Here is a 26840-nt window from a genome sequence, read left to right on the forward strand (position 1 = left end):
ATCAGTGATAGTCAACCATAAACCTTTTACCAACTATCCCGAAGCTTCTCTTAAAAATCGTAAGAATCTGACCATACGACTATACAGATTAATACTAAAAAAGACTTGTTTTGGTTTTATTTGTAAGATGCTGCGTTGTGATAACGCGGCATCTTTACGAAGAGGAATGTTACAATCTGTTTTGCATTTGTAACATTTATATATAAAAAGGTAATAAGGGATTAAACGTTTCCCTAAGAAAAGACTCAAATAACTGAAATCTGATGAAAATAACTGAACGTATTACTATACATTATCTATAATAAATAACAAACCATTGCCAATGAAGAAAATTTGTATTTCTTTACTGATGTCTGTGCCTCTGGTATCGTTGGCACAGAATCCGGTAATCCGCGACCAATTCTCGGCAGACCCGACGGCTCGCGTATTCAACAACAAAGTGTATCTCTATCCATCGCACGACATCATGCCACCAGCTGGTCAGCGACAGGACTGGTTCTGTATGGAAGACTACCACGTGTTCTCATCCGAGAATCTGACCGACTGGACAGACCACGGTGTGATTGTAACCCAGAACAAAGTGCCCTGGGTACGTCCTAACTCGTACTCGATGTGGGCGCCTGACTGTGTGTACAGAAATGGCAAGTACTATTTCTACTTCCCATCTGCCCCCGCTGAGGGAAAGGGATTTGGATTTGGTATCGGCGTAGCTGTTGCCGACAATCCTGAGGGACCATTCATTCCTGAGCCAGAGCCCATCAAAGGCATCAGCGGTATCGACCCATGCGTGCTCCAGGCTTCGGATGGTAATGCTTACATCTTCTGGGGTGCTGGCCGCTGCGCTAAGCTCAAACCCAACATGAAGGAGCTGGCCGACGACACGCCTACAGAAAAAGTAAAGTTTGGTGAGCGTGAGTTTGAAATGAAAGGCGTGAACTGTCTGAAGGGACTACCAAGCCGTCAGGCCGAAGGTCCATTCGCATTCGAATATAACGGCAACTATTATCTCACCTATCCTTATGTCAGAGAGAATACCGAGGTTCTCGGTTATGCTATGAGTAAAAAACCAATGGGTCCCTACGAGTACAAAGGCTTGATTATGGCCGAGCATGCCAACGGCTGCTGGACCAACCATCACAGCATTATCAACTACAAGGGCCAGTGGTACCTGTTCTATCACCACAATGATTTCTCACCACGTGACGACAAGCGCCGTTCGGTATGTATCGAGAAGCTGTACTTCAACCCCGACGGCACTATCCAGGAGGTGAAGCCAACCATGCGTGGCGCAGGTATCAACGAGGCTACCGAGAAGATTGAGATCGACCGCTACAGCGAGGCCAGCAACGATGTTACCACATCGCTGATCGATACGGTTAATACTTTCCGCGGCTTCCAGGCCACACTCCCCGTAAAGGGCAGCTGGATTAAGTATAACGACGTAAACTTCGACTGTCTGACCGAGGGATACCTGATTGTAAATGCCAAAGCAGCCGGCAATACCACACTCTATGTACGTGAGAAGAGCGCCAATGGTAAGATTATCGCTAAGATCGACATGACCGTGAAGCCCGAGAGTCCTGCTGGTACACCAGCTATGTTCCGTCGCGACTTCAGTAACCAGTGGCTCACACTCACTGCCCCATTAGAGTACATGCCTAAGGGTGTTACCGACCTGGTAATTACCTGTGAGGGTGATGCTGGTGTTAGCGTGGACTGGATTCAGTTCAAGAACCGTCCTAAGTACTTCTCGGCTGTTACCACACCTACAGCTAAGCCCGATGACGAGGGATTCATCCGTCGCTGGTTGCTTCTGGAGCCGATCGACAAGCCCAATAGCGGCAACACCGTATTCACCGACTCATATCTGCGTGAGCACTTTAACACAACCTATTTCAAGGGCCAGCAGACCATCGTGCCAAAGAACGGCCAGAAGGTGAAGGCTGAATACAAGAAGGTAGAGGTTGCTCCAGGCTTCGGCCGTGGTTTCGGTCAGCAGGAACCTGCCGAACCAAAGGTGACAACCGTTAAGCAGACACTGACCTGGCACGCTCTCGACAGCGAGAACATGAACGTGAAACTGTTCCGTTTTGCAGAGAAGTGGGGACAGCAGGTTTACGGCGTACTCTTCTGGGCAGTAACCATTATCGACTGCGACGAGGATATCGAGAACGTACGCTTGGCCGTAGGCTCTAACTCAGCCTCCATGTGGTGGCTCAATGGCGAGGAAGCACTGCTGCTCTCTGGCGACCGCCGTATGGTAAAGGACGACGCAATGTCAGCACGTCTGACTTTGAAGAAGGGACGTAACATTCTGCGTGGTGCCGTTATCAATGGCCCAGGCATGAGCGACTTCTGCGTTCGTTTCCTCGACGAGAAAGGTAATCCTGTAACTAACTATACAATCAAAGCACAATAAAAATGAAAAGACTACATACACTTCTGGCGGCACTTGCTGTAACAGCAGCCGCTAATGCGCAGATTGGCGCTCCATATATTCACGACCCCTCGACACTCGCAGAGTGCGATGGCAAATACTACACCTTTGGTACCGGTGGTGGCGGTATCATCACCGACGATGGCTGGAGCTGGCATAGTGGCGCCGACCGTCCTGGTGGCGGCGCAGCACCCGACGTACTGAAGATTGGCGACCGTTACCTCTGCATCTACGGTGCAACAGGTGGTGGCTTAGGTGGCGGACACGCTGGTCGTATCCTCACCATGTGGAACAAAACCCTCGATCCTAAATCGCCCGACTTCAAGTGGAGTGAGGCTGTAGAGGTTTGTGCCTCTGACGGTATGGAGGATCAGGACGCCATCGACCCAGGTTTGCTGTTAGATCCTACTACTGGTCGCCTGTGGGTAAGCTACGGTACCTATTTCGGAACTATCCGACTGATTGAGCTCGACCCCAAAACCGGTTTCCGCAAGAAGGGTAACAAAGAGAAGGATATCGCTATCGACTGCGAGGCCAGCGACCTGATGTACCGCGATGGCTGGTACTATCTGTTGGGAACCCACGGCACTTGCTGCGACGGTGTGAACTCTACCTATAATATTGTAGTGGGCCGTTCTCGCAACGTAGAAGGTCCTTATCTCGACAATGTAGGTCGTGACATGTATCATGGCGGAGGAAAGATGGTGATAGCAGCCGAAGACCGTGCCTGCGGTGCCGGTCACTTCGGACGTTTCATCGTTGACGAAGGCGTTGAGGTGATGTCGTTCCACTGGGAGGCCGATTTCGAGCAGAGCGGTCGTTCGGTATTGGCCGTACGTCCTATCGTTTGGAAGAACGGCTGGCCTGTTGCCGGCGACAACTTCAAGGGCGGTAACTTCTGGATTGAGTCGGAGCGCCGTGGTTATGCTTTGGAGCTCACCGTTGACTTTGTTCGCATGCAGCAGGAGCGCCAGGGCTGGTTCAACCGCAACCAGATGGAGCAGCCAGTGAAACCTATCGCCAACCAGACGCTCGCTGAGGTGATCGACACATGGCCAAAGGGTGACATCCCCGCTCGTATCTGCGACTACATGAACCGTCCTCATCAGCGCTGGACTATTACTCCAGTTGACTCTGCCGGTGGTTATCTGAGCAATCCTTACTTCAAGATTACCATCGAAGGCACCGAGCGTGCCCTGGCTGCTACTGCCAATAAGGAAGTAACAACCGTTGCCGCTTATACAGGTGCCGACGAGCAGCTCTGGCGTATTGAGCAGCTGACAGACGGTACATACCGTATCATGCCTAAGGCCATTCCTGGTCAGGAGGGTGTGAACAAGGAGTTCTGCCTCTACTCTGCTGGTGACTCAACACCTACACTCGCTAAATACGATTTCAATACAGACAACTGTAAATGGAATTTCAAAAAGCACTAAACACAAAAATCCCCTCCTTCGCTTCGAGGGAGGGGATTTACTATTCTAGAATTCAAGAATAAGCGACTGTCGCGACTTTAGCTCCATATTCTTCGATAAATCATAGTAACGATTCGTCAGGATATCCTTAGCCTTTGATGTTTTTCCGATGACCTCGGCATAACGCTCAACCTCGAGTGTAGCAGGCTTCGATGTACCATTCAGGATGGTGAGCGCCGTTTTACCCTGATACTGGCGGGCAATCACATAGATACCATTAAACGGTGTGAACTGAATCTGCTTACCTTTGATAATCACATCATTACCCTGGCGCCAGTGCAGCAGACGAGAGAGCCAGGTAAACATAGCCTGTTCGCTCTGCGTACGACCTTCCTTTGTAAAGCAGTTATGTGTATCGCCGGGGAATCCGCCAGGGAAATCCTTACGTACATTACCATCCGTTTTCTCCTTTGTACCGTTCATCAACACTTCAGTACCATAATACAGCTGAGGAATACGATTTACAGTAAGCAACAGCGCCAGCGCCTGCTTCAGGGCGAGGGTATCTTTGCCATTGCCCAGGTAGCGGTCGGTATCGTGATTCTCGATAAAAGCCATCACACTCGATGGGTTTGGATAGAGATAATCGTAAACAAACGAGTTATAGATACGGTTCAGACCCTTCCACCAGCCATCTGTCTCCTCGTATCTGGCCTGAGTCAACTTGTCGAAGAACGAGAAGTCCATCACAGTCTTGAGATAGCTGTTCTTTTCCGAGAGTTTTGAATCCATCTGCCAAGCAGCAGTGTAGGCGGGTTCGGTTACCCATGTTTCGCCAACAGTATTAAAGTTTGGATACTCCTCGTTGAGTTCCTTCAGCCACTGTGCCATGGCATCGGCATAAGCATAAGGATAGGTATCCATACGGATGCCATCGATGCCTACCGTCTCAATCCACCAGATAGAGTTCTGGATAAGATAACGCATCAAATGGGGGTTATGCTGATTCAGGTCAGGCATTGAGGGTACGAACCAACCTTCAACGGTTTCTTTCAAATCAACTTCTGAGGCATAAGGATCAACCACTGGGGTAAGCTTATACGATGTTTGCAGATAAGCACTCTTAGCGGGGGCTGATCCATCGCTATTCGCTGTAAAGCCAGTCATCGGGTCGCGACCGCTATTCTTCTCTGTAAGCCATTCGGGGGTGTTCAACCAGTCCTTGGTTGGCATATCCTTGGTCCAGGGATGCTCAAAACCGCTGTGGTTAAAAATCATATCCATCACAATCTTCAAGCCTTTCTGGTGAGCCTCATCACAAAGGCGCTTATAATCCTCGTTCGAACCAAAGCGGGGGTCCACCTTATAATAATTGGTGGTGGCATAGCCGTGATAGGTTGCGAAATCGTTCTTAGAATCAGGCGAATCATTCTCGAGCACAGGGGTAAACCAAAGCGCGGTTACGCCCAGCTCCTTAAAGTAGTCGAGGTGCTCGCGGATACCATTCAGGTCGCCACCATGACGCAGACTGGGCTTGGTGCGATCCTCTACATAGTTACGCATGCCCTTTATCTTTGTAGGATGATTGGCACCCTGTGCAAAACGGTCGGGCATCAGCATATAGAGCACATCGGCATTGGTAAAGCCCATACGCTTATCGCCACTCATCTCACGCTGTTTAAGTTGATACTGTACCTTGGTCTTACCAAAGTTCAACACCATCGTGCCTGGCTGTGCATCACGCAGATTCATATAAACCAACAGGTAGTTGGGCGAATCAAGTCGAACGATACTGTCGATGACTGCACCTGGATAATCGGTTGTTACACTGGCAACATCGCGGATACCCTGTCCGTACACCATCAGCTGTACCTGAGGATTCTTCAAGCCTACATACCAGTCGGTGGGTTCGATACGGTCAATCACTTGTTTCTTTGCTGCACTCATCGTTAAAACGTTTGCCATCAGGATGGCGGTTACTAATAAAATCCGTTTCATTTTTGTTCTTAGTTTATTCTCATGCTGCAAAGATAGGGATTTTTCAGATACGTTGTTCGCATCAGAAAAGAAATCCCATCACATAGCTGTGGCAAACGATTGCACAACCCCTACCCTTTGTACTCGGTAGGGGTAACACCAAACTGTTTCTTGAATACCACCGAGAAGTGACTCTGGGTACTGAAGCCCGTCATATCCGCAATCTCGGCTACCGTATGCTTACCACCCTTTAACAGTTCGGCAGCGCGGTTCAGCTTGTAGGTACGGAAGAAACTGCTGGGCGTTTCGCCAGTCAAACCCTTTATCTTATAATAGAGTTTGGTACGCGAGATATAGAGCATCTTGGTAATACGGGTTACATCGAGTTCTGAATTCGACAACTCTTCCTCCATCAGCTTGTAGAGTTCCTCCATAAAGTGCTTATCCTGCTCCGAGAGGGCATTATCCACGCTTTCATCCTCGGTAGTAGTGGCATTGGTGAGCAACTTACGCACACGGTCGCGGTTCTTCAGCTGCGACTGGATGAGTGCCGAGAGCACAGCGGGCTCGAAAGGTTTGGTGACATAGGCATCGGCACCTACATTCAAGCCCTCAACCTGATTTTCGGCTGTTACCTTGGCTGTTACCAGAATAACAGGGATATGACTCAACTGGATATCCAGCTTGATTTCCTGACAGAGCTGATAGCCATCCTTACCAGGCATAGCCACATCGCTCAGAACAATATTCGGCTCTGCAGCACGCATCTCTTCGAGTGCCGTATCAGCATCGAGACAGGTTATCAGTTGATAGTCGTGCGAGAACAGCATTCGCATGTAGTTGATAATCTCGGTATCATCATCCACAATCAGGATAGTCGGACGGTCATCATCATTCTGATGCGAGGTGATGGGTGATTGCTGATAGGTGGTAGTAGTTAGCTGGGCGCCAACTGCTAACGTACTATCTCCTTCCAGTGGTCTGCACTCTGCATCGGTGTATGCCTCTTTATTCATGGGATAAACCAAGGTGAACACAGCTCCCTCGCCGTCAGTACGATTTCCGGCTGTCAGGGCACCATGGTGCAGTTCGGCCAACCGGCGGGCATAATACAGCCCGATGCCCGTACCATAGTTTACAATAGCCTTGGTTTGGTTATCCAACTGGTAGAAGCGCTTAAAGATGTTTTCTTTATGCTCCTCGGGAATGCCCTTGCCTGTATCAGCGATGGTCACCTTCACCTGATCATCAACCACATCCAGCTGCACATCTATCCTGCCGCCTCGTGGGGTGAACTTCAAAGCGTTCGACAGCAGATTGCTCACAATCTTCTCCAGTTTGTCGCCATCGGTCCATGCCATCAACTGGTCTTCCATACCAAAGCGGTTCAGCGTCAAACCCTTTTCCTTGGCATTAAACTCGAAGGTATCACAGATGTCGTTCAGTAGTTTCACCACATCTATCTGCTCTACGCTCAGTCGCAGGGTATCATTCTCCAGTTTATTAAAGTCCATCAGCTGGTTCACCAGTTTGAACATGCGCTGGATGCTACGCTGGGCAATGTTCAGCAAGTTACGCTCCTCGCCGCCAACACTGTTGCTCTTAGCCAACTGCGCCACAGGACCGGCAATCATCGTTAACGGCGTGCGGAATTCGTGGGCGATATTCGCAAAGAAACTCATGTTCATCTGGTTGGTACGCAACTCCTGCTCTTTCTCCATCTCAGCCTTTCGGGCAGCGCGACGGGCAGCCACCACACGACGGGCACTCTGGTAAAGATACAAGGCTATCAATGCACCTACAATCAGATAGATGAGCCAAGCCCACCACGAGAACATCGGTGCTGGCTCTACTATCACACCTATCTGGCGCTCATAGCTGCTGGCCTCATCACTGGCACTATCGGAAATACGCACTCGGAACGTATAGTGCCCCGAAGGCAGATTGGCATAACCGGCAGCATGCCTGCTACCCGCATCAATCCAATCGTTATCAAATCCTTCCAGCTTATAATAATAATGTACGCGTTCGTATTCGCCAAAATCGAGGGCTGTGTACGAGATGCTGAAGCTATTCTCACTGTGCTTCAAGCGTACCTCCTGACAGTTATCGAGCATCGACTCGATGGGTGCGCCCTTGGTGGGACGAACCATCTGGTTATGAATCTTCAGATGACAGAACTTCAGGGGAATCGTCCTCAGCGTATCGATATCAGCGGGATTAAACATGGTGATACCATCGGTACCGCCGAACACCAGACAGCCATTAGGCAACTGGCACGAGGCACGATCGGCAAACTCATCGCCAGCCAGTCCGTCGGCCTTATAAAGTGCAGTTATCGTGCCTGTCTTGGGGTCGAGACGGTTCAGGCCTTTCATGGTACTAATCCACAGATTACCCTGTCGGTCTTCCTCAATGCTGCCTACATCCGAACATGACAGACCGGCAATACGACGCACCTCGTTGGTTTGCGGATAATAGCACAGCAGTCCATTGCTCACAGTACCAATCCAGATATTCCCCTTCGCATCCTGAAGCATATCGGTAGGGATATACACACTACGACGGATGCAACGCTGCAAGCTGGGGATATCCAACGCACTCAGCTTCCCCGTTTGAGGGTTCATCTTCGTGATGGGCTGATAGAAAGCTGATATCAGCATCGAGCCATCCTTTAATTTCAGCAGCGATGGGATAAACGTAAAGTCAACATTAAATGCTTGCTTGGCCTCCGGCTCTGAGCTACCTGGTCTGAAGGCGAAGATATAGGTGGTGCTTGAAGCCGCCCACACTGTGCCATCGCCAGTTTGTTCGAAACACATCGTTGGCGGCAGCTGCCACTGACTCAGAATATTCAGTTTCGCGCCATCATACTGGCACTTCATCACCCCACTGGTGGTAGAAAGCCAAAGCAGCCCGTCGCGATCGCAGAAGATATTGGTAATCGCATTCTTCTTCTCGCCTGCCGGCAGACCAGCAATCTCAATATGCTCGGCTTTCTGGGTGGTGGAATGATACACAAACACGCCCTTCAGCAGCGTAGATATCCACAGATTGGCCTGTTTATCGATAGCCACAGCCAATACCGACGAATTCTCTATCACCCGATTCAGGTAGTTATCGCTACCACCGAACTTCTCTTTATAATAGTAGTCGGCAAAAAGGCCCTTATCATACGTACCCAACCAGATGTTCTTTCTGGAGTCCTGGAAAATCTTAGTGACATAGGCATCTGGCACCGGTAAGGTGAAGTTAGCGTCGGCCTGTCCCTTCAGCGTATGCGTGAGCAGGTTCAGTTCGAAGAGTCCGTTACGTGATGTACTGAGCAGGATGGTATTGTTGTCCAACAGGCAGGCAGCCTGCAGCACACTGTTGTGAGCCGTCAGCCTATCATGCATCTCGCTACTGAGCGGAATCAGCTGCTGCGACTTGGTATCGTAGAGCACCAACGTGCCATTGCCCGAACACAGCAGCAACCCGTTGGGCAGCAGTTCGAAGAAATAGAATCCCAACTGCTGACCGGCCTTCACCTCGGCTTTCTGTTTAAACGTCTCGCCATTGATGACCAGCAGATTGTCAGAACCCACCATCAGGATATTATCGGCGCCATCAATAAAACAGTCGCCCCACGACTGATTGGTGATGGTTCGATTAAACTTCGACAGGAAGATATGTTGCTGCTCGTCGTACATTAGCAGCTCCATACCGTTATACGCAAAAATGCGCCCCTTACTGTCCATCAATAGTTTCCGTGCATTCCGGTTACTGGTTTGCATCGGTATCGATTCAAAATTGTCCTGTCGGGTGTATCGGCACACCCCGTTGACAGTAGCCACCCACAGCCGGCCTTGCTGATCGCAAAGCAGACTCTGTATCTGATTATCGGGCAGCCCCAATGAATCGAATGTACAGAAGTATTGGTGATATTCGTGACCATCGTAACGGTTCAAGCCACGAAAGGTGCCAATCCACAAGTAGCCATCAGCATCTTCGGCAATGCACTGCACACGACTGTTCGACAGTTCATTGGCCACCACCAGATCATGCTCCTCGTCCTTATCCAGCGACGTTCCGTCGGTTCCCCGACGCTGGCAGCCCAGCATCAACATAGCAAGCATTGCACAAACTATAATTGCGAAAACAGGTTTTCTATTAGTCATCTTTTTGTAGTTATTTGCTTGCAAAGATAACAAAAACTCCAGATAATTCAGCAATTATCACCATTATTTGAACATACACGACAACTTTTAAACAAATCGGACAACCCGCGTAGGGCTTATTCGAAGGTGAAAGGCACCTTCACTACCTCTGGTCCGTAGATGGTTTTAAAGTCGTCGCGCATAGAAATCACATGGTAGCCGCTATCGCGCCACTTCTGTGCCAGCGATAGTGCCTTTTCGCGGTTAGCATGGTCGCGAGCCTCATCATCAGCCACCAGCATAAAGGCGGCAGCACGGTGTTTGCTATTGCTCAAGCAGTAGTTATGCATGGCGCTGTCGCCACCGCTATTGCCAAACGACAGTACGGGCACCTTACCAATCTCCTGTGATATCTGCAGTACCTTATTGGTCTTCAGATTCTTGATAATCAACTCATCGGTACGCACCAAGTTCTCTTCTTTGCCCATGGTATAGTTCACACCTGCCACGTCGCCCTGACTGCTAGACACCAGTCTAACATCCATGCCTATCACCCTGTTTGGTGCAATACCGATTGACTCTACCAATGCACGACAGATAAAACGATCGGAACCCGATACCACATAAAAGGTAAAGCCATGCTCCCTCAGATACTCGAACACCTCGAGCATGGGACGATAGAAGCTCTGACCATAGGTCATACCTGTAAAACCGTTAGCAGTCTTAGCAGCATAGGCTTTTACGTAGGCATCAAACTCGGCCAGCGTCATACCAGCATAAGCTTTGGCAGCGGCTTTGGCATGAATCATATCGAAATGGTCGGGCAACGCCGTGCCGTTACGCACAAAGTCTCGGATGTTCTGGGCTGCTGTACGCACATCCTCGGGAGCTTTGTCGCGGTAGTCAGCATCGTCGAGCACACGGTACTCCAGCAGATTATACTCAAAATAAGTAGGATAAAGCTCACCCACAAAGGTGCCGTCCATATCAAAGGTGGCAATACGGTCTTCCTCGCTGATATAGTTCGGCGATTTCGGGTTAGTCACATCCTCAACATACTCCTGCAAGGCTGTCAGTGCCTCACACTTGTTCCAGGACTCAAAATACGATTTTTGTACAGTAGCTTCTACATCATCATTACTGCACGAAGTAATTGCACTTGCACCGCTGAACGATAACAAAGCGGCAAACATCAAAACGGTTAATTTCTTTATCATCTTATCATAAGATTAGTTTGTTGTTGCAAAAGTACAAAACATATTTAATAATGCAAAAGAAAAATACGGAAATATGAACAAAATCGACAAGTTTTAAACAAATCGAACAACACCTATATAGATTTGAACAAGCGCGAAAAACGAAAAACAGAATAAAAAAACACTATTTAATAATTCGCGTTACCTTTGCAGCCGAGATTTTCAAAACCAAATTATATTCCTAACAATTAACTCAAAACAATTAAAGCTCAATGAAGAAGAGTAGTATTATGTTGATGTTGATGGCACTGATGATGTCAGTAACATCTTTCGCCCAAGGACTGAAGGGCCATGTAATCGACGAGAACGGCGAACCCGTTATCGGAGCAACCGTAGCCGAAAAAAGTAATCCCAAGAATGCCACCATCACCGATTTTGATGGTAATTTCGTGGTAAACATTCAAGCAGGTCATACCCTCACGGTGACCTACATCGGCTATCAAACCTTTGAAGGTGCCGCTAAGAACGGCATGACTATCAACCTGAAACCCGACAACAAGGTTCTCGACGAAGTCGTTGTTGTTGGTTATGGTGTACAGAAGAAGAGTAGCGTAACAGGTGCCATCTCTCAGGTAAAGCCCGAGGATATGGAAAACCGCACCATCGCCAACGCTCAACAAGCCCTGCAGGGTAAGACCTCGGGTGTACAGATTATCCAGTCGAGCGCTGCTCCTGGTTCATCACCAACCATCCGCGTACGCGGTTATTCCTCTAATTCAAGCTCAGAGCCATTGTTCGTTGTTGATGGTGTACGCCTGAGTGATATCAGTGGTATCGACCCCAGCACCATTGCCTCGATGGAAATCCTGAAGGATGCTGCATCGGCCGCTATCTACGGTGCCGAGGCTGGTAATGGTGTGGTACTCATCACCACTAAGAAAGGTAAGCCCGGACAGGGTAAGATTACCTACGACTTTATGTTCACCGACGAAAGCCTGGCCCGCATCCCCAAGATGCTGAACGCCGAGCAGTATATCCAGTATATGGACGAGGGTAACATTTTTACGAAGGACTATATGCTGAAGAACTGGGACGGTGTGACCAACACAGCCTGGACCGATGTGGCTTTCAATCATGGTCACATGCAGAAGCACGCCCTCTCGTTCACCGGTGGTAACGACCGCGGCAACTACTTCCTCTCGCTCGCGTACCTTAATAATAATGGTATCGTTAAAGGCGACGCTGATGTGTACAAACGACTCACAGCCACCATCAACGCCGAATATAAGATTAAAGACTGGTTGAAGGTAGGTACTACCAACCAGATTGAGAAATACGACGTTCGCTCGGTATCTACCAACAGCGAGTACGGCTCGCTGCTGACATCTATCCTGATGCTCGACCCACTGACTCCCGACACCTACACCGCCGAGAACCTGCCTTACCAGATGGTAAATGCCCAGGCCAACGGCAAGCAGCTGCTGCAGGACGAGAACGGTAACTACTATGCCGTATCTAAGTTCTATGCCGGTGAGCAGTATCACCCCATGATTATGCGCGACAACGGTCTGTCAAAGAACCAGGGATTCAATATCAATGGTTCTATCTATGGCGATTTCACACCAGTCAAGGGCCTCACCGTTACCTCTCGTTTCGGTTATCGTCTGGCTGGTACACGTAGTAGCAGCACCAGTCTGCCATTCTATGGCAACGGTGTGCAGAGTCGCGACTACCTCGACTTCAGCGCAGGCTCTTCTACCTCTATCTACTATCAGTGGGAGAACTTTGCCAACTATATGAAACAGTTTGGTGGTCATACCGTTACAGCCATGGTCGGTATGTCGTTCCAGAAGTCATCAAGCGACAATGTGAACGGTCAGCTGACAGCCAATGGCGAAGATGCCTTGAAGAAGAACGACCCATTGTTCTACTATCTGAACTATGCCAACGCATCGGCCACGAAAGGTGTGAGCGGCGAAACCAACGAGAGTACCAAATACTCCTACTTCGGTCGTCTTTCGTATGATTTCATGGGTCGTTACCTGCTGCAGGCTTCGCTGCGTGCAGATGCTGCCGACTTGTCGAAGCTCTCAAAGAAAACCCGTTGGGGTTACTTCCCTGCCGTATCAGTAGGTTGGACCATCAGCGAGGAGAAGTTCTTTGCACCACTGAAGAAAGCCTTCGATAGCTTGAAGTTCCGTGCCAGCTGGGGTCAGAATGGTAGTCTCTCGGCATTGGGCGGCTACAGCTACAGCACCGATATGTCACTGGGCGGACTCTATCCATTCTCTTCAGGTATCAACTACACCCAGGCCGCAGCCCCATCAACCATGGGTAACGACGACCTGAAGTGGGAGACTTCAGAGCAGCTGAACTTTGGTTTCGACGGCATCCTGATGGGCGGTCGCATGACCTTCGGCATCGACTACTTTATCAAGAAGACTAAGGACCTGCTGGTATGGGGTACCACACCATCGCTCATCATCGGTGGCAGCACCTCGCCTATGAATGCCGGTAACGTTGAGAACAAGGGCTTTGAGTTTGAGCTGGGCTGGCGCGACCATATCGGCGACTTCAACTACAGCATCCGTGCCAACCTCTCTACCCTGAGCAATAAGGTTACCTATATCGATCCTTCTATTACCCGCCTGAGCGGTAGCAACTTCCACACTTACACCATCACCTACTTCGAGAAGGGCTATCCCGTTTACTACTTCCGCGGCTACAAGTTTGCCGGCATCGACAAGGAAACAGGTAATCCTTTGTTCGAGGATCTGGATGGCGACGGAAAAGTATCTGATGGCGACCTGACCTACATCGGCGATGCCATCCCCGACTTCACCTACGGTCTCACCCTCACAGCGGCCTATAAGGGCATCGACCTGACCGTATTCGGAACCGGATCGCACGGCAACAAGATTTTCAACTGTATCAACCGTCCCGACTACGCTGCTTCGAACCGCTTGAAGGAAGTGTTCTACGACAACCGTTGGACGGTAGATAATCCTAACGGCACCGTACCCCGTGCTGGCGCTAACGACATGGATAAGTATGCCACATCGAGTGCGCTGGTTTACGATGGCAGTTTCTTCAAGATCAAGCAGATTCAGCTGGGTTACACCCTGCCTAAGAACCTCATCAATAAAGTAGCCTTGAGCCATGCCCGTATCTACGCTTCGCTCGACGACTTCTTCACCTTCTCTAAGTATCCTGGCTTCGATCCTGAGGCTGCTACCAACTCTACCTCGGGTATGGGTATCGACAAGGGTGGCTACCCCACCTCAAAGAAAGTGGTACTGGGACTGAACATTGAATTCTAAGAGAGTTAAAGAATTAAAGAATTGAAAAATTGAAATCATTATGAAAAAGAATATATATAAAATGGTTGTAGCAGGAGTATTCTCCTTCCTCCTTCCTCTTTCCTCTTTCCTCGTAGTGAGCTGCGACAGCGAGCTCGACATTGCCAAGCACGGCAACCTGGGAAGTATGGAAGACTTCTACACCAACGACGAGAACACCATGCAGGCCACTTCTTCGCTCTATCTGCAGATGCGTGGCCTACATTACAACTGGTTTATGACCAAGAACTGTCTGTCTGACGATGTCTGGACAGGTGGCGGTTCGCGTGGCGACAACGCCGAAATGGAGAAACTCAACGAATACACCTTCGGCACCGATCACGGTATGGTTCAGAGCCTCTACTCGGGTCTCTATGGCGTCATCTATAAAGCTAATCTGATTATCGACAAGGTACAGGGTGAGACCCCTATTATGAAACGCGCCATCAACGAGGCTAAGGTGTTCCGTGCATGGGCTTCGTTCGAACTGGTAACCCTGTTTGGCACAGCCCCTGTTGTGGATCATCTGTTGGAACCAGGCGAATATCGCTTAGGCAACAGCACTCCTGCTGATATGTGGGCACTCATCGAGAACGACCTGAACGAGGCCATCAACAGCGGTACCCTGCCCTCTAAGAGCGACGTGAACGATGCCGAGGGAGGCATCCGCATCACCAAGGAGACGGCTCAGGCTTTCTTAGGCAAGGCTTATCTCTTCGAAGGTAAGTACAGCGAGGCTGCCGCCATGCTCGACAACGTGATAAACTCAGGCAAATACGCACTCTATCAGGGTGAGTACGATGCGCTGTTCCATGCTGCAGCCAACAACAACTGCGAGTCGGTATTCGAACTGCAGAAGCGTAACGATACCGAGCAGATGTGGAACCAGTTTGATATGGAGCTGCTGATGCAGGGCTGGCGTACCGACAAGGTGAACTACAGCGGTCAGGCTGCTGCTGTGATTGCTCAGGGTACCTACGGATTCATGAACCCACGCAAATCTCTCTACGATGCTTTCGTGGCTTGGGAGGGTGCCAACGGCTACCGTCTCAACAAGACCATGATGACCTACGACCAGCTGAAGAACTTTGGTGTTACTATCCAGACAGGTGCCTTGGTATATGGTTGCGAGGGATACTTTATGTGGAAAAACCAGTCGCTGAAGGAGGACTGCGTTGTGGATCAGTCGTTCTTCCAGGGTGTTCAGTTCACCAATCTGAAGATTATGCGCTACGCCGAGGTTCTGCTGTTGGCCGCCGAGGCTCAGTTGCAAGCAGGCAACAGCAGCAAGGCACTCGACTACATCAATCAGATTCGAGTACGTGCCAAGGAGACACCGCTGACCAGCGTAACGCTGAACGACATCAAGACCGAGAAGCGTCTGGAACTCTGCAACGAGAGCGTACGTTTCCAGGATCTGGTTCGCTGGGGCGATGCAGCGTCGGCACTGGGTCAGCAGGGTAAGGAGATACCGGCCTTCGGTACCGAGGGTGTACAGTGGCTCTTCAAGAACGACAAGTATGGTTTCCAGGAGAAGCACAACCTACTGCCTATCCCTCTGAAGGAAATCGAACTCAACCCCAATATGACTCAGAACACGGGATGGTAATTCTACAATGTAAAAATGTAAGAATGAGAAAATGTAAAAATTGAAAATTATGAAAAAGTTTAGATATATCATCATGTTGTTGGCTGTGATTGGCTTTACGGCTTGCGACAATAAATCAATCGAAGACCTGCAGGGCGAGTTCAGCAACATCACCTTCTGCACCTTCAATAACGGCAGCGTACAGCCTACCACCAAGTTGGGTAAGGGCATCAAGGCGCTGAACACCCAGTTTACCGATGCTGCAGGCAACAGCCTCAGCCTTAGCTTTGGCAGTAAGGAGTGGATTCTTGGCGAGGGTACCTATCAGCCTGTAGCCACCCTCACTACAGGTGGCACCTACGCTGGTAGCATCAATGGCGCAACCATCAGCGAGGGTAGCATCGACGTGAGCGCCGTCAACGGTTGCTACTTTATCAGCGGACTGGTGAAGACCAGCGACGGCAAGCAGTACAAGCCTTACTTCAAGGGCGAGCTGACCTTCATCGTTGGCGAGGATGATCCTGAGCCCAGCGGCTATACCATGACCATCGCAACGAGCGAGGTTGCCATCATGGACTGGACCACCTTCCAGAACACCGTTTATCCCGACGTTACCAAATATACCATTACCGTCAAAGATCCTAACGGTCAGCAGGTGGCTATGTTCGATGCCATCAATGGCAACAACAAGCAGGCAGCCGACCTGGCTGGCACCTATACCATCGTTGGCGATGCGCATGATGCCATGCAGATAAGCGCCGGCTACTCAATACCCGATTACGGTATGGCAGGCGGCACCAGCTATCTGGATAATGGCGGTACAATGCAGTATCTGACAGGCGGTAGCGTTGAGATAACCACCGCCAAGAGCGCCGAGGGCGAAACCCTATACACATTCAAGGGCACAAGCCTCGAAACCATCGATGCTGCAGGTACTACCGGTAGCGGTGCATTCAATTTTATGTTCATTTCACTTGTAAAGTAAGAAAAAAATCGTATATTTGCAGCGTGAATAGCTAAATTAAATATTAATAATGAAGAAACTAATGCTTATGGCTGCCCTCTGCCTGATGGGCATGGCAGCCCAAGCTCAGCAGAATCTGAGCTGGGGTCAGGGCCCACAGGTGGCCTCACCCGATGTACATGCCGACAACAGTGTAACATTCAACCTCATTGCCCCTGAGGCACAGAAGGTACAGATTACTGGCGACTTCCTGCCCCCAAAGAAGGTGGAGTTTGGCGGTAACACTTACGATGCCCCTAACGTAGTTGATTTGGTTAAGAACGAGAAGGGTGTTTGGAGCTTTACTACCGAGCCCCTGAAGCCCGAGCTCTATACCTATAATATGATTGTGGATGGTGTAAAGATTATCGACCCACTGAACGTTTACAATATCCGTGATATTAACAACCTGTTCAGCGTACTGCTGATTGGTGGCGATCAGCGTACCGACCTTTATAAGGTTAACAAGGTGGCACACGGCACAGTAAGTAAGGTATGGTACGAGAGTCCTACTGCAGGTCTTACCCGTCGTGTAACCGTTTACACCCCTGCCGGCTACGAAACCAGCGGTAAGGAGTATCCTGTACTCTACCTGCTGCATGGTATCGGTGGCGACGAGAATGCTTGGAGCGAGCTGGGTCGTGCTGCCCAGATTCTCGACAACCTGATTGCTCAGGGCAAGGCCGAGCCTATGCTGGTAGTGATGACCAACGGCAACATCTCGCAGGAGGCTTGTCCAGGCGAGACCAGCGAGGGATTCAAGGTGCCAACCATGATGCTGCCTAAGACCATGGAAGGTAGCTTCGAGACTGCTTTCCCCGATGTCGTGAAGTTCATCGAGAAGACCTACCGTGTGAAGAAGGATAAGGCTCACCGCGCCATCGCCGGTCTGTCGATGGGTGGTTTCCACAGCCTCTTCATCTCTATCAACAATCCTGATATGTTCGGTTACGTAGGTCTGTTCTCAGCCGCAGTCGATCAGCAGCAGCCCAATGGTGGTTTCCCCAACATCTATGCCGACCGCAATGCTAAGATCGACAAGCTGTTTGCCAAGAACCCCAAGCTGTTCTGGATTGGTATCGGTAAGACCGACTTCCTCATCAAGAACAACAACGACCTGCGTGCTTATCTCGACTCTAAGCACCACAAGTACACCTACCTCGAGACCGAGGGTGGTCACATCTGGCGCAACTGGCGAATCTATCTCTCAGAATTCACTCCACTGCTTTTTAAATAATGAAAAAATGTAATAATGTAATAATTAAAAAGTTATATGATTATGAAGCAGTCAGATGGCTTAATTTTTAAATTTTCTCATTTTTACATTGCTGCAGCTGCTTTGCTGCTGACAGCCTGTGCTACAGCCGATAAGCAAGGCCCAAAGAACACCATCAACAAGGAAGAGGTGATGAGCAAGATGACACTCGAAGACAAGGCACACTTCGTGATTGGTACTGGTATGGCAGGCTTCTCGGGCAACGATGCTGTGATTGGTGCTACCCGTAGCTTAGTACCTGGTGCCGCCGGTACTACCTACCCACTCGACTCATTAGGCATTCCCGCTGTGGTATTGGCCGACGGTCCTGCCGGACTGCGTATCGATGCTAAGCGTGAAGGCGATTCAGCCACCTACTACTGCACCCACTTCCCCATCGGAACCCTGTTGGCTTCAACATGGAACACCCAGCTCATCGAGCAAGTAGGTCAGGCTATAGGTGAAGAGGTTAAGGAATATGGCGCCGATGTGCTGCTGGCCCCAGCCCTCAACATCATGCGTAACCCATTGTGCGGTCGTAACTTCGAGTACTACTCTGAAGATCCCGTGGTGGCTGGTAAAACAGCTGCCGCCTATATCACCGGTGTGCAGAAGAACGATGTAGGAACCAGCATCAAGCACTTTGCGGCCAACAATCAGGAAACCAACCGCATGAACAACGATGCGCATATCTCTCAGCGAGCCCTGCGCGAAATCTACCTGAAGGGCTTCGAGATTGCCATCAAGGAGAGTAAACCTTGGACGGTGATGACCTCTTATAATTATATCAATGGCGTTTACACCTCAGAGAGCAAGGACCTGGTAACCACTATTCTTCGCGACGAATGGGGCTACGAGGGTACGGTGATGACCGACTGGTTTGGCGGCAAGGATGGTGCCAAGCAGATGTGGGCTGGCAACGACATGCTGCAGCCGGGTAAGGCCGAGCAGTTCGACAGCATCGTAGCAGGTGTGAAAAGCGGTAAGCTGAGCGAGGCCGACCTCGACCGCAGCGTCAAGCGCATTCTGAACCTGGTTGAGAAGAGCCCCCGCTACCAGGGTTATAAGTATTCAAACAAGCCTGACCTCAAAGCACATGCTGCTGTGACCCGTCAGAGTGCTGCCGAGGGTATGGTGCTGATGAAGAATGGTGGCGCCCTGCCTTTTGCCAAGACGGTAAAGAATGTAGCCCTGTATGGTAACACCTCTTACGATTTTATCGCTGGAGGTACTGGTTCGGGTAATGTGAACCACGCTTATGTGGTGTCGCTGCTCGACGGTCTGAAAAATGGCGGCTACACCGTTTCGGACGAGTTGAAGAACGCCTATGCCGCCTACGCTGCCGAGTGCAAGGCAAAGGTAGAGGCAGAGATTGCAGCTGCTGCCAAGAAAGATCCCAAGAACGCCATGCTTCTGCGCTTCATGCCCCGTCCACTGCCTGCCGAGAAGCAGTTCAGCGCCGACGAGCTGACCAAGCAGGCTGCTGCCTCGGATATCGCCGTGATCACACTCGGTCGTATCTCGGGTGAGTTTATGGACCGCAAGGCTGCCGACTTCAACTTGAGCGACTCTGAGCGCCAGCTCATCACTCAGGTTTGCGACGTTTACCACAAGGCTGGTAAGCAGGTAGTTGTACTGCTCAATATCGGTGGTGTCATCGAAACTGCCAGCTGGAACACTCTGCCCGATGCCATCCTGTGTGCTTGGCAGGCAGGTCAGGAAGGCGGTAATAGCGTAGTTGATGTGCTCAGCGGTAAGCAGTCGCCAAGTGGTAAGTTCACCATGACATGGCCTGTAAACTTTACCGATGCCTACAGTTCAAAGAACTTCCCCGTGGATCAGGATCCACGTATCGACATGACCAATCAGGGCTCAAAGAGCGCCAATGTGAAGAATGTGGATTATACCGATTACGAGGAGGATATCTACGTAGGCTACCGTTACTTCGACTCGTTCGGCGTACCCGTTAGCTACCCATTCGGTTACGGTCTCAGCTACACCACCTTTGCGTATAGCGATGCCAAGATTGTTGAGAAAGGCGACGCCTACGAGGTGAGCGTAACGGTTAAGAACACAGGCAAGCACGAAGGTAAGGAAGTGGTAGAACTCTACATCTCAGCTCCCGACAACCAGGCTGCCAACAAACCTGTCAAGGAGCTCAAGGCCTTTGCTAAGACCAAGCAGTTGGCTCCAGGCGAGAGCGAGACAGTGACCATGACCGTACAGGCTGCCGACCTGGCCTCGTTCGACGAAGCCGCCTCGGCCTGGGTAGTTGCCGCTGGCGAATACCAGTTCTTGGTAGGAGCCTCATCAGCCGACATCAAGGCCACTCTCAAAGCAACAGTCAAGGCTCAGCAAACCAAGGTTAACAATGTGCTGGCTCCCCAAACCCAGCTCAATCTCCTGAAGAGATAAGACCTAATCAATTTTCTAACTCCCCCGCCGCCGATGAATCGCCCACCAGGATCTCATCGGCGGTTTTATTTAGTATCACACTATCCGCCTGATAGTATAACACAAAAGGGAAGTTAGTATCATGGTAAAGCACCTTTAGCGTTTGGGTAGAAAAAAAAAGCATTTTATTTTGTATTTCGCTCGCTTATTTGTAATTTTGCAGCCGTATGAAGATATTTGCTATTGGCATGAACTATGCCGCACATAACCAGGAACTGCATGGGACGCTGAAGCGCCCTGATGAGCCAGTGATATTTACGAAGGCTGATTCGGCGATATTGAATCAGGGTAAGCCATTCTTTATCCCCGACCACCTGGGGCGTATAGACTACGAGACCGAGGTGGTGGTGCGCATCTGCCGCTTAGGCAAGAACATACCCGAGCGTTTTGCTCATCGCTACTACGATGCTGTGACCGTGGGCATCGACTTTACTGCCCGCGACCTGCAGCGCAAGGCCAGCGAGGCCGGACAGCCCTGGACCATCTGTAAGGGATTCGACGGCTCGGCAGCCATCGGCGAGTGGGTGCCCAAGGAGAAGTTCATGGATTTGCAGGCCTTGCACTTCCATTTGGATATCAACAACCAGACGGTTCAGGAGGGTTGCACCAGCGATATGCTGTATAAGATAGATGAGATTATTGCCTACATCTCACAGTTCTTTACTCTGAAAACAGGCGACTTGTTATATACCGGAACTCCTGCCGGTGTGGGCCCCGTGAAGATTAACGACCACCTGGAAGGATGGCTGGAAGAACGAAAAGTACTCGACTTTCATTGCAAGTAACGCAATAAAACACAGCTCTTTACGTTAATACATATAGTGAAGACCATCAGCACGTTACTTTCAGTGCTGCTCATGATAGCCTTAGGCACCACGGCCAAGGCACAAGGGCGGTATGCGGAACACTCGGTGCTCCGCGAGGGTAACTGGGCAAAAATCAGCGTTGCTGAGAGTGGTTTTTACGAACTAACAGATGTACTTATTAAGAAAGCAGGGTTTAGCGATGCCAGCCATGTAAAAATATACGGCTATGGAGGTGCGCTGCAACCCGAACGACTGACAGGCGATTACCTATCGGCTACCGACGACCTGCAAGAACTGCCCACCTGCACCATGAACGGCAAGCGGGTGTTTTATGGCGTTGGTACGGTTAACTGGAATAATAAGGAATCGCTCGCGCGCACGCGCAATCCTTATGCTGATTACGGCTATTACTTTCTGACCGAGAGTGACGGCGAGCCGCTGACTACTGACAGCGCTACCTTAGTGGGCCAGCACTACCCTGCCAACCATGATTACCACCAGCTGTACGAGGTGGACAACTATGCCTGGTACCACGGCGGGCGCAACCTGTTTGATAAAACACTCTACACCATCGGCACACCACAAACCTACAAGCTGAAGGCCACAGGTAGCACAGGGCGCATAGGTATAGCCCTTACAGCCGATGCCGACTACGAAGCCACCATCAGCATTAACGATTCGGTGGTAGCCACCATCAGCAAAAAGATTTCGTTGGACAGCTACACCAAGGCCGACGAGCAGCTATGGCAATACCAGTTGACAAACCTGAAGGCCGACAACACCATCAGTATCACCCAGACCGCTGGCGGCAACCTGCGACTGGACTACATCGACCTGCAACACGCTGAGCCTGCCCCTATCACCATCGGTGAGCCCGCATACGTGTACCGCATTACCAACCAGGATCACCATGCCGATGCTGCGACTGATATGGTGATGATCATCCCCACATCGCAACATCTGCTAGCACAGGCCGAACGCCTGAAAGCCCACCACGAGCAGCACGACGGACTGCGTGTAACCATCGTACCTGCCGATGAGCTGTATAACGAGTTCAGCAGCGGCACCCCCGACGCCATTGCCTACCGCCGCTATCTGAAAATGCTGTACGACCGTGCCACTACCGATAGCGACAAACCACGTTACCTGCTACTGTTTGGCGATGGCGCTTGGGACAACCGTATGCGCACCAACGAGTGGAGCGGTTACAATCCCGACGACTATCTGCTATGCTACGAAAGCGAGAACTCGTTCAGTCAGGTAAACTGCTACGTGAGCGATGATTTCTTCTGTCTGCTGGACGATGAGGAGGTGATACAAACCACCAACGGCAACAGCACTACCTATGCCGGCAAGCCCGATGTGGCTGTGGGGCGTCTGCCAGCCCGCACCCCAGACGAGGCGAAGACGCTGGTGGATAAGATTATCAGTTACGCCCAGAACGAATATGCCGGTCCTTGGCAGAACGAGATATGCATGATGGGCGACGACGGCAACGACAACTCGCACATGAAGACTGCCGACAAGGTGGCCACGATGATAGAAAGCACCTACCCCAACTACAATGTAGATAAGATTTACTGGGATGCCTACCAACGCACCTCGTCGAGCACCGGCTACAGCTACCCCGACGTAACCCGACTGATTAAGCAGCAACTGCAGAACGGCGCGCTGATGATGAACTACTGTGGTCATGGTGCCGCCTATGCCATGAGTCATGAGCTGGTGATGAAGCTGACCGACTTTGAGAGTCAGCAGAGCAACTACCTGCCGCTGTGGATGACGGCCTCGTGCGACATTATGCCCTTTGACGGACAGGAAGAGAACATTGGCGAGACCGTAATGCTGAACAGCAAAGGTGGCGGCATAGCCTTTTTTGGCACCACCCGCACCGTTTATGCTACTTATAACGAGGTGATGAACCTGGCCTTTACCAAGCATGTGCTAACACCAGGCATGGCTATCGGCGAGGCCGTACGTCTGGCCAAGTGCGAGCTGGTAGAGAAAAGCAGCGACATGACCTGTAACAAACTGCAATACACCCTGTTAGGCGACCCAGCCCTGCAACTGAACACCCCCCAGCAAACCATGGTGGTAGATAGCATTAACGGACAGCCCGCCACCGAGGGCATTAAACTGGCAGCCGGCTCGATTGTAAAGATAACCGGCCATGTAGAGCTGAACGATGAGACCGACACCGACTTTAACGGTATCGTCACACTATCTGTTCGCGACGCCGAAGAAACCATCACCTGTCGATTGAACGACCAGTCGAGCACTGGAGCCGACAAGGCTTTTGTATATCAGGATCGTACCAACTACCTGTATCGCGGTTCGGAAAACGTAACCGAGGGCATCTTCTACTTCACCTTCGCCATCCCCAAGGATATCAGCTATACCGACGGTAGCGGTTTGATGACCCTATATGCCATTAATGCCGATAAGACGCGTTCGGCCCACGGCGAGAACGAGAGCTTTGAGCTGATAGGCAGTAGCACTGCACTGACCGACTCCATCGGTCCGTCGGTTTACTGCTATCTGAACTCGAAAAACTTTAAGAACGGCAGTAAAGTAAACACCACGCCTTACTTTATAGCCGAGCTTTACGACGATAGCGGCATCAACGCCTCGGGCAGCAGCATCGGGCACGACCTGGAGCTGATTATCGACGGCGATATGAACCAGACCTACAACCTGAACAACTATTTTGAGTACGACTTTGGCGACTACCGCAGCGGTAGCATCGGCTTTAGCATACCCGAACTGAGTGTCGGCACCCATAAGCTGCTGTTCAGAGCCTGGGACATTCTGAACAACTCGACCACCACCGAACTGCTATTCGAGGTGAGCGAGGATGCGGGTTCGGGCGAATTCAATGTTACCTGCACACAGAACCCAGCCAGCACCGACACCCAGTTTGTAATAACCCACGACCGTCCTGGCAGCGAACTGAAGGTAACACTGGATGTGTTTGACTTGGGCGGCAGACAGCTTTGGCGACAGACCGATACTGTAATGGCAACTAACGACACCGTTACGATAGACTGGAACCTGAACGTAGCAGGCGGCAGCCGACTGCACACAGGCTTGTACCTGTGCCGCCTAACCCTGAACGATGGCGACAGCAAAACCATCAAACTATTGATTAAACATTAAAGATTAAAGATTAAACATTGAACATTGAAAGTATGAAGATTATGAAAGATAATGGACGTATACTAAGGTGGGTAATGGTGACACTATTCACTTTTAACTATTCACTATTCACTGCTTCGGCGCAGGACGAGAAGAACGCGATGTTCAACCCCGTGGAGCATGCCGTGATATCGCAGACGATAGCCCCCGATGCCCGTGGCGCCGGTATGGGTGATGTGGGTGCGGCCACCGATCCCGACGTTAACTCACAGTATTGGAACCCCGCCAAATACCCCTTCTGCATCAGTCGTGCCGGTATCGCCCTGAACTACACCCCATGGCTGCGCCAGTTGGTAAACGATATCGACCTGGCCTATCTGGCTGGCTACTACCGCATTGGCGACTATTCGGCCATCAGCGGTTCGCTGCGCTATTTCTCACTTGGCGAGGTGTTTGCCAACGACGGTATGACGGTAAAGCCCTACGAGATGTCGTTTGATGTGGCTTACTCGATGATGCTGAGCGAGAAGTTCTCGTTGGCCGCTGCCATCCGCTGGATTTACAGCGACCTGCGCTACGACTACAGCGAAGACTCGAAACCTGCCTCGGCCTTTGCTGCCGACCTGGCAATGTACTATAACAACTACGTGATGCTGGGCAGCAGAGAGTGCCAGTTGGGTATAGGACTGAACATGTCGAACATCGGTAGCAAAATCAGTTATTATGGCGACGACGAGAGTCAGTTCCTGCCCGCCAACCTGCGCCTTGGTGCCTCGCTCATGGTGCCTATCGACGAGTACAACCGCTTTTCGATAGCCGCCGATGCCAATAAGCTGTTGGTGCCCACCGTGCCCCGACAGGAAGAAGGCGAATCGAACAGCGACTACCAGGACCGTGTGCGCCGCGAGTATAGCGACATCAGTGCCATCAGCGGTATATTCAAGAGTTTTGGCGATGCCCCTGGCGGACTGAGCGAGGAGTTAAAGGAGATACAATGGAGCGTGGGTGCCGAATACGTGTACCACGATCAGTTTGCGCTGCGCGCCGGCTACCACCATCAGGCCGAGTCGAAAGGTAACCTGAAATATTTTACCGTGGGTGGCGGCTTTAAGATGAACGTGTTTTCGCTGGATGTGGGCTACGTGATATCAACAGCACGCAGCAACCCACTCGACCAGACACTGCGTTTCTCATTGACATTTGATATGGACGGCATTAAAGATTTATTTAAAAGATAGAATATGAAGATTAGAGTTGGTATGGGCTTTGATGTCCATCAGTTAGTAGAGGGCCGCGACCTTTGGATGGGCGGTATTAAGTTAGAACATAGTAAGGGATTGTTAGGTCACAGCGATGCCGACGTGCTGCTGCATGCTGTGTGCGATGCACTGTTGGGTGCTGCCAACATGCGTGATATCGGCTACCACTTCCCCGACACCGCTGAGTTTACCGACGGTATGGACAGTAAGGTAATCTTGAAGAAGACCATCGAGCTGATAGCCACCAAAGGCTATAAGCTGGTGAACATTGATGCCACCATTTGCGCCGAGCGCCCCAAAATGAACCCACACATACCCGAAATGAAAGCCTGCATGGCTCAGGTGATTGGTTGCGACGAGGATGATATCTCTATCAAAGCTACCACCACCGAGAAACTCGGCTTTACCGGCCGCGAAGAAGGTATCTCGGCTTATGCTGTGGTGCTGATTGAAAAGGCATAAAAAGAGTGATGCCACAACCCTCACGAGCTGTGGCATCACAAAAGCCTATGTTTAACTAAAAATCCTTTTCGTATAAAAAGAAATTTTCAGCCCACAAGGGCCAAAAATTTGAAAGTTTAAAAGGGAGCTTCACAGCGACCTCCAGTTATCCCACTGTTGAAAACTTTCTTTTACCAATAACTAAAAACCTAAAACTATAAATATTACTACTAACCTAAAACAATCTAATCTATTAACCTTTTGACGGGTGCAAAGGTACGACGTTTTTTCGAATCTCACAAGTTTTTCTGCGTTTTAAGTGTATAATTACACAGTTATCTTGATTTATGTCAAGTCTTGTGCGCGGACACAACATATATTTACGTATTTTCACTTG

The 26840-nt window shown here is 50.4% G+C and carries 14 protein-coding genes and 1 pseudogene; 12 read left to right on the forward strand and 3 right to left on the reverse strand.

Features of this window, described 5'->3' with window-relative positions:
* Positions 1–349: 349 nt before the first annotated feature.
* The 3 genes and pseudogenes from BLU97_RS16350 to BLU97_RS01120 all read left to right on the forward strand — a co-directional run.
* Positions 350–1249 (forward strand): annotated as a pseudogene (locus BLU97_RS16350) (family 43 glycosylhydrolase); the annotation flags it as partial.
* Between the two features lie 471 nt (positions 1250–1720).
* Positions 1721–2419: an acetylxylan esterase gene (locus BLU97_RS16355; protein ID WP_410543897.1), complete on the forward strand. Its 699-nt coding sequence runs from the start codon at positions 1721–1723 to the stop codon at positions 2417–2419.
* A 2-nt stretch (positions 2420–2421) separates the two neighbouring features.
* On the forward strand, positions 2422–3873 hold the full coding sequence (locus tag BLU97_RS01120) for a family 43 glycosylhydrolase (RefSeq protein WP_074759867.1): 1452 nt from the start codon (positions 2422–2424) through the stop codon (positions 3871–3873).
* Between the two features lie 45 nt (positions 3874–3918).
* Here BLU97_RS01120 and BLU97_RS01125 read toward each other — a convergent pair whose 3' ends face one another.
* The 3 genes from BLU97_RS01125 to BLU97_RS01135 all read right to left on the reverse strand — a co-directional run bounded on the left by BLU97_RS01125 (position 3919) and on the right by BLU97_RS01135 (position 11185).
* Positions 3919–5850, reverse strand: coding sequence for an alpha-amylase family glycosyl hydrolase (locus tag BLU97_RS01125; RefSeq protein ID WP_074759868.1), 1932 nt, complete (start codon positions 5848–5850; stop codon positions 3919–3921).
* Positions 5851–5960: 110 nt separating this feature from the next.
* Positions 5961–9989 (reverse strand): two-component regulator propeller domain-containing protein, encoded by a 4029-nt coding sequence (locus tag BLU97_RS01130; RefSeq protein ID WP_074759869.1) that lies wholly within the window; start codon positions 9987–9989, stop codon positions 5961–5963.
* 116 nt (positions 9990–10105) lie between these two features.
* Entirely contained in the window at positions 10106–11185 is a 1080-nt protein-coding gene (locus BLU97_RS01135) for a haloacid dehalogenase-like hydrolase (protein ID WP_074759870.1), read from the reverse strand.
* Between the two features lie 269 nt (positions 11186–11454).
* On the opposite strand from BLU97_RS01135, the gene BLU97_RS01140 reads away from it, so the two are divergent.
* The 9 genes from BLU97_RS01140 to ispF all read left to right on the forward strand — a co-directional run bounded on the left by BLU97_RS01140 (position 11455) and on the right by ispF (position 26464).
* Complete coding sequence (locus BLU97_RS01140; RefSeq protein ID WP_074760371.1) at positions 11455–14484, forward strand: SusC/RagA family TonB-linked outer membrane protein; 3030 nt, start codon at positions 11455–11457, stop codon at positions 14482–14484.
* A gap of 40 nt (positions 14485–14524) precedes the next feature.
* Entirely contained in the window at positions 14525–16111 is a 1587-nt protein-coding gene (locus BLU97_RS01145) for a RagB/SusD family nutrient uptake outer membrane protein (RefSeq protein WP_074759871.1), read from the forward strand.
* Positions 16112–16160: 49 nt separating this feature from the next.
* A complete protein-coding gene (locus BLU97_RS01150) occupies positions 16161–17075 on the forward strand; it encodes a hypothetical protein (RefSeq protein WP_074759872.1) in 915 nt (304 codons plus the stop codon).
* 49 nt (positions 17076–17124) lie between these two features.
* Positions 17125–18330 (forward strand): esterase, encoded by a 1206-nt coding sequence (locus BLU97_RS01155; protein WP_074759873.1) that lies wholly within the window; start codon positions 17125–17127, stop codon positions 18328–18330.
* Positions 18331–18372: 42 nt separating this feature from the next.
* Positions 18373–20763 carry a beta-glucosidase family protein gene (locus BLU97_RS01160; RefSeq protein WP_074760372.1) on the forward strand — a complete coding sequence of 797 codons (2391 nt, stop codon included), beginning with the start codon at positions 18373–18375 and terminating at the stop codon, positions 20761–20763.
* Positions 20764–20969: 206 nt separating this feature from the next.
* A complete protein-coding gene (locus BLU97_RS01165) occupies positions 20970–21587 on the forward strand; it encodes a fumarylacetoacetate hydrolase family protein (protein ID WP_028911201.1) in 618 nt (205 codons plus the stop codon).
* Positions 21588–21623: 36 nt separating this feature from the next.
* On the forward strand, positions 21624–24764 hold the full coding sequence (porU, locus tag BLU97_RS01170; protein ID WP_074759874.1) for a type IX secretion system sortase PorU: 3141 nt from the start codon (positions 21624–21626) through the stop codon (positions 24762–24764).
* Between the two features lie 74 nt (positions 24765–24838).
* A complete protein-coding gene (porV, locus tag BLU97_RS01175) occupies positions 24839–25981 on the forward strand; it encodes a type IX secretion system outer membrane channel protein PorV (RefSeq protein ID WP_081352851.1) in 1143 nt (380 codons plus the stop codon).
* A gap of 3 nt (positions 25982–25984) precedes the next feature.
* Positions 25985–26464 (forward strand): 2-C-methyl-D-erythritol 2,4-cyclodiphosphate synthase, encoded by a 480-nt coding sequence (ispF, locus tag BLU97_RS01180; RefSeq protein WP_028906791.1) that lies wholly within the window; start codon positions 25985–25987, stop codon positions 26462–26464.
* Positions 26465–26840 lie beyond the last annotated feature (376 nt).

The sequence above is a fragment of the Xylanibacter ruminicola genome (genome assembly GCF_900107775.1).
GTDB classification, from domain to species: domain Bacteria; phylum Bacteroidota; class Bacteroidia; order Bacteroidales; family Bacteroidaceae; genus Prevotella; species Prevotella ruminicola_C.

Coding starts and splice junctions, on each gene's coding strand:
- BLU97_RS01165 (WP_028911201.1), top strand. CDS start 20,970: ATGAAGATATTTGCTATTGGCATGAACTATGCCGCACATAACCAGGAA.
- ispF (WP_028906791.1), top strand. CDS start 25,985: ATGAAGATTAGAGTTGGTATGGGCTTTGATGTCCATCAGTTAGTAGAG.
- BLU97_RS01160 (WP_074760372.1), top strand. CDS start 18,373: ATGAAGCAGTCAGATGGCTTAATTTTTAAATTTTCTCATTTTTACATT.
- porV (WP_081352851.1), top strand. CDS start 24,839: ATGGTGACACTATTCACTTTTAACTATTCACTATTCACTGCTTCGGCG.
- BLU97_RS01145 (WP_074759871.1), top strand. CDS start 14,525: ATGAAAAAGAATATATATAAAATGGTTGTAGCAGGAGTATTCTCCTTC.
- BLU97_RS01155 (WP_074759873.1), top strand. CDS start 17,125: ATGAAGAAACTAATGCTTATGGCTGCCCTCTGCCTGATGGGCATGGCA.
- BLU97_RS01125 (WP_074759868.1), bottom strand. CDS start 5,850: ATGAAACGGATTTTATTAGTAACCGCCATCCTGATGGCAAACGTTTTA.
- BLU97_RS01140 (WP_074760371.1), top strand. CDS start 11,455: ATGTTGATGTTGATGGCACTGATGATGTCAGTAACATCTTTCGCCCAA.
- BLU97_RS01135 (WP_074759870.1), bottom strand. CDS start 11,185: ATGATAAAGAAATTAACCGTTTTGATGTTTGCCGCTTTGTTATCGTTC.
- BLU97_RS01150 (WP_074759872.1), top strand. CDS start 16,161: ATGAAAAAGTTTAGATATATCATCATGTTGTTGGCTGTGATTGGCTTT.
- BLU97_RS01130 (WP_074759869.1), bottom strand. CDS start 9,989: ATGACTAATAGAAAACCTGTTTTCGCAATTATAGTTTGTGCAATGCTT.
- BLU97_RS01120 (WP_074759867.1), top strand. CDS start 2,422: ATGAAAAGACTACATACACTTCTGGCGGCACTTGCTGTAACAGCAGCC.